The sequence below is a fragment of the Amazonocrinis nigriterrae CENA67 genome (assembly GCF_016056305.1).
In the GTDB taxonomy this organism is placed as follows: domain Bacteria; phylum Cyanobacteriota; class Cyanobacteriia; order Cyanobacteriales; family Nostocaceae; genus Amazonocrinis; species Amazonocrinis nigriterrae.
Genome location: NZ_JAECZC010000070.1, coordinates 1 through 4,122, shown reverse-complemented (window position 1 = coordinate 4,122; position 4,122 = coordinate 1). Strand labels below are relative to the sequence as shown.

The window sequence follows — 4,122 nt, the reverse complement described above, 5'->3', positions numbered from 1 at the left end:
AGGTAAAAATCTTGCCCCTTGTAAGCGAAGAGTTCATCCCTTTTGGCTTTGTTTACGGGTGGGGTGTCTTTTCGCTGCAACACCACGTCATAATAACCTGCAACATCAGACCAAGTAATATTAATGTTGTATGGTAAATCGTCACTAAATGACCATAATTCCTCTGGATCTATTCCCCATCCTTGCAAACTTGGTAATATCTGGTTGCGAAACTCGCCGACTGTCTCAACACCATCATCACTGTTTAACCATTCTATAGTCTTGACTTCTGTAGCTAAACGTGCATCAGGAACTCGCTGCAATCCGAGAATTTCAGGCTGGATTTCAACGAGGTGCTGGCGGAGTGTTGGTAAACTGAGTTTTTGCTGTTGCCAGTCTAACCAGGTGATATTGACTGAGTAGAGACGATTCGGCGAATCGTCTCTACTTTTGATGTGGAGTGTGACATCGTAGCGGAAACGAGTTAATTCATTGTGATACACACCGCGTTTGAGTTGAATTTGCACACGGTCAATTTGGGGAAAGTGCTGTTGTAAGGCGAGGAAAAACTCAGGATCTATAACAAGTTCCTCTTCTTGGGCAAAACGCGATCGCACTTTCTGGTTTAATTGCGATCGCGTCAGCGAATCAGGAGCCTGATACAGTTGCACAGAGGCGTGGTAAGCTGACAACAATGGCAAGCTGCGGACATCGCCTACAAAAATATGACCGCCTGGTTTTACCACCTTAACTGCCCCTGACATTACCTGCACCATATAGTCGATGCTAGGAAAGTTTTGACTAACCGAATTCAAAATCACCGTATCAAAGCTGGCTGGTTCAATGCCTTCAAAGTTGTCAGCCGTGCGGTGTCCTAACTTGATTTGGGGTAACTTTTGGTCGAGTCGCTGCAATTTTTGGTGGAGATAGTGCAGCACTTCTATTGAAAAATCAGTTCCCCAATAAAAACTGCACTGCGGTGCAATTCGGAACATCAACATTCCCGTCCCACAACCGAGTTCCAGAACTTGCTGAGGTTGCAAAGATTGAATTCGCGCCACAGTTTGCTCTACCCATTCGCGCATTTGGGCTTCTGGGATAGGTAAACCTGTATAACTGCTATTCCATCCGGCAAAATTGAATGTCGATTCGCTCTTTATTTGTTTGTAAGTTTCGTCAGAAACACTTTGCCATTGCGAGATAAACTCAGTCTCTAAATCGGCGACTTGTTCCGGTTCGCCTTCGTAGTCAGGATTTTGCACAACATAAGCGATGAGGCGTTTCTGTCCCGGTACATCCTCCCGTGCTGTCACCACTGCTTGCTGCACACCTGGATGTTGTCCCAATACTGCTTCAATTTCACCAAGTTCAATTCTGTAACCGCGAACTTTAACTTGTTCGTCAATGCGTCCCAAAAACTCCAAACTACCATCCAGAAGGTAACAAGCTAAGTCTCCAGTTTTATAAAGACGTTCTGTTGAATAAGTGCTGAGTGAGGAGTTAGGAGTTAGGAGTGAGGAGTTAGGAGTTAAAAATGCTCCCTCATCTCCCCCTGCTCCCCTGCTCAATAGCTCAATAGCTCCCTCGCCAATAGGATTAAAAATAAACTTCTCTGCCGTCAATTCCGGTTGGTTAAGATAGCCTCGTGCTAAACCCAAACCGCCGATATATATTTCTCCAGGTACACCAACAGGCACAGGGTTTAACTGTTCGTCTAATAAATAAACTTGCTTATTGGCAATGGGATAGCCGATAGGAGGTTTTTTAATACCAGAAGTGCATTCTGCAATTGTTGTGCAAACTGTGGCTTCTGTTGGGCCGTAGGCGTTGAAGAAGCGGCGACCAGGTGCCCAACAGTTAATCAGTTCTCTTGGACAGGCTTCGCCGGCAACAATCAGCGATCGCAAATCGGGTAATTCTTGTACTGGTAAAATGGCTAAGGCGGATGGTGGTAAGGTGACAGTTGTAATTCGCTGTTCGCGTAACAGCTTGAGTAAGCTTGTTCCTGGCATCAAGGAATCTCGTGTTGCTAAAACTAGGGTTGCGCCTGCTACCAATGCCATGAAAATTTCTGAAACAGAAGCATCAAAGCTAAAGGAAGCAAATTGCAAAACTCTGCTATCTGGTTGTACGTCGAAGATGCGGATCTGTTCTGTGGCTAGGTTAGCAACTCCGGCGTGGGGAACTAAGACACCTTTAGGTTTACCTGTAGAACCGGAGGTGTAAATCACATAGGCGAGGTTTTCTGTTGTGAGTTCGCAAGTGAGGTTTTCTCCACTATGTTGGGCAATTGTCTGCCAATTTGTATCTAAGCAAATAATTTGTGCTTTGTTGGCGCCAAGAGACTCTACCAAACGTTCCTGAGTTAGCAATATAGCTAGTTGAGAATCTTCTAGCATGAACCCCAAGCGCTGTTTGGGGTAACTGGGGTCTAAAGGAACATAAGCACCGCCTGCTTTCAGGACGCCTAAAACCCCGACAATCATCTCTACAGAACGGTCTACACAAATACCTACTAATACTTCCGGGCCTACACCCAGAGTTTTTAAGTAATGTGCAAGTTGATTGGCACGAAGATTTAACTCTCGGTAGGTGAGGACGCTTTGAAAAGCTGGCTGGTTAAATGGTTGTTCTAGAATTGGTAGCTGGCTAGTTTGCTGGCTTTCCAGTCCCTCAAATACTATTGCTAGAGAATCGGGTGATTGCTTTGCCTGAATCTCAAATAGCTGATGAATAAATAGATTTTTAAAAAGATTCAACATTTAATTCTGGCTTTACCTAAAAATTGCATAAGCGATCGCGATCCAACCTGAAAATGCTCAATCTGCCCTCTAGAGTGTCACACCAGGGCTTTGCCACGTTGAGTATTTGTCATGTTGCGATCGCAATGCTAATTTACTAATTTTTAGGTTAAAAAATACAAATGTGAATGCTAAATATACCTAAAATTAATTAATAGTTGAAATGGCGTAATATTTAGATAATTAAATGAACTATAACAAGTAAAAGCAAGCTCTAACAATTTTTACCGCAAATTTAACAAGGATAACAGGTTAGATGCTTGCAAATATCAGGTGTTAGGGTAAGAAATCGAAAAAGTACCCGTGTGTACTGCATCTACAGCCTTCACGGATTAAAACATAGAAATAAATCTAGCAACTCTCAGAAATCAGAATATTTTACTTCCGTGTCAATGTATACCTTTTTGGATTCTTGTGCCAATCTATAAGAGAAAAGTTTTAATAAAGAGGCACGGAAAATTATGAGTCGTGAGTCAGAAACACAAACAGCTTTAATCAGCGAGAAATTACCTATTTATTGCCAACAAGAAAACACCGTAAAAAGTGGTAATACTGATTTTCATTATGATGGCAGGCACTATGATTTAATTTATGAAAATTCTTATTTGATACCTCCTCAATTAAAAGAGCAAGAAATTCTCTTCTGGATTGACCTAGCAACGCAATTTGGCGACCCAATTTTAGAACTATGCTGTGGTACAGGTAGAATCGCTATTCGCTTAGCAGAAAAAGGTTTCCAAGTAACAGGACTTGATAGTGCTGAGTCTATGCTTGCAGAGGCTAGAAAAAAATCTTCTCAGGTGGAGTGGATAGAAGCAGACGTTCGAGACTTTAGAATTAATCAGAAATTTTCTCTGATTATCTTTCCAATTAATTCTATTTGGCATCTTTCTAATATAGAAGCAATTGAATCTTGTTTGGCGTGCGTCAAAAATCATTTAAAACCAGGTGGCAACTTTGTAATTGATGTATTCAATCCTTGCAGTAAAGAAACTATTAATATGTTATGCGACCAACGAAAAAATCTTTACTCTGCATATCCACATCCAGATGGTAAAGGGACAGTGCTAGTTACTTACTCAAATGAATTTGATTTTACTCAGCAAATCTACAAACAGAAGCTTTTCTATCAGCTATTGGGACAGGAAAAAGAGATAGTTGAAGAGATGACCTATCGTTTATACTTTCCCCAAGAACTAGAAGCTTTGTTAAAATACAATGGATTCACCATAGAATCTAAATTTGGTTGGTACGATCAAACTCCATTTGCGTCAGGAGCGATACAACAGCTGATAGTTTGCCATCATTAGGGTTGCAGGGGTGCAGGGGTGCAGGGGAGCGG

Annotated in this window: 2 protein-coding genes; one reads left to right on the top strand and one right to left on the bottom strand. The window is 41.9% G+C overall.

From position 1 onward, the window contains the following. Nucleotides 1–2,738 (bottom strand): amino acid adenylation domain-containing protein (locus tag I8748_RS36500; protein WP_449658041.1); only part of this gene is annotated, 2,738 nt, incomplete at its 3' end. Nucleotides 2,739–3,241: 503 nt separating this feature from the next. On the opposite strand from I8748_RS36500, the gene I8748_RS26740 reads away from it, so the two are divergent. Continuing rightward, nucleotides 3,242–4,090, top strand: a complete 849-nt coding sequence (locus tag I8748_RS26740) for a class I SAM-dependent DNA methyltransferase (protein ID WP_198127553.1) — start codon at nucleotides 3,242–3,244, stop codon at nucleotides 4,088–4,090. The last annotated feature ends 32 nt before the right edge of the window (nucleotides 4,091–4,122 follow it).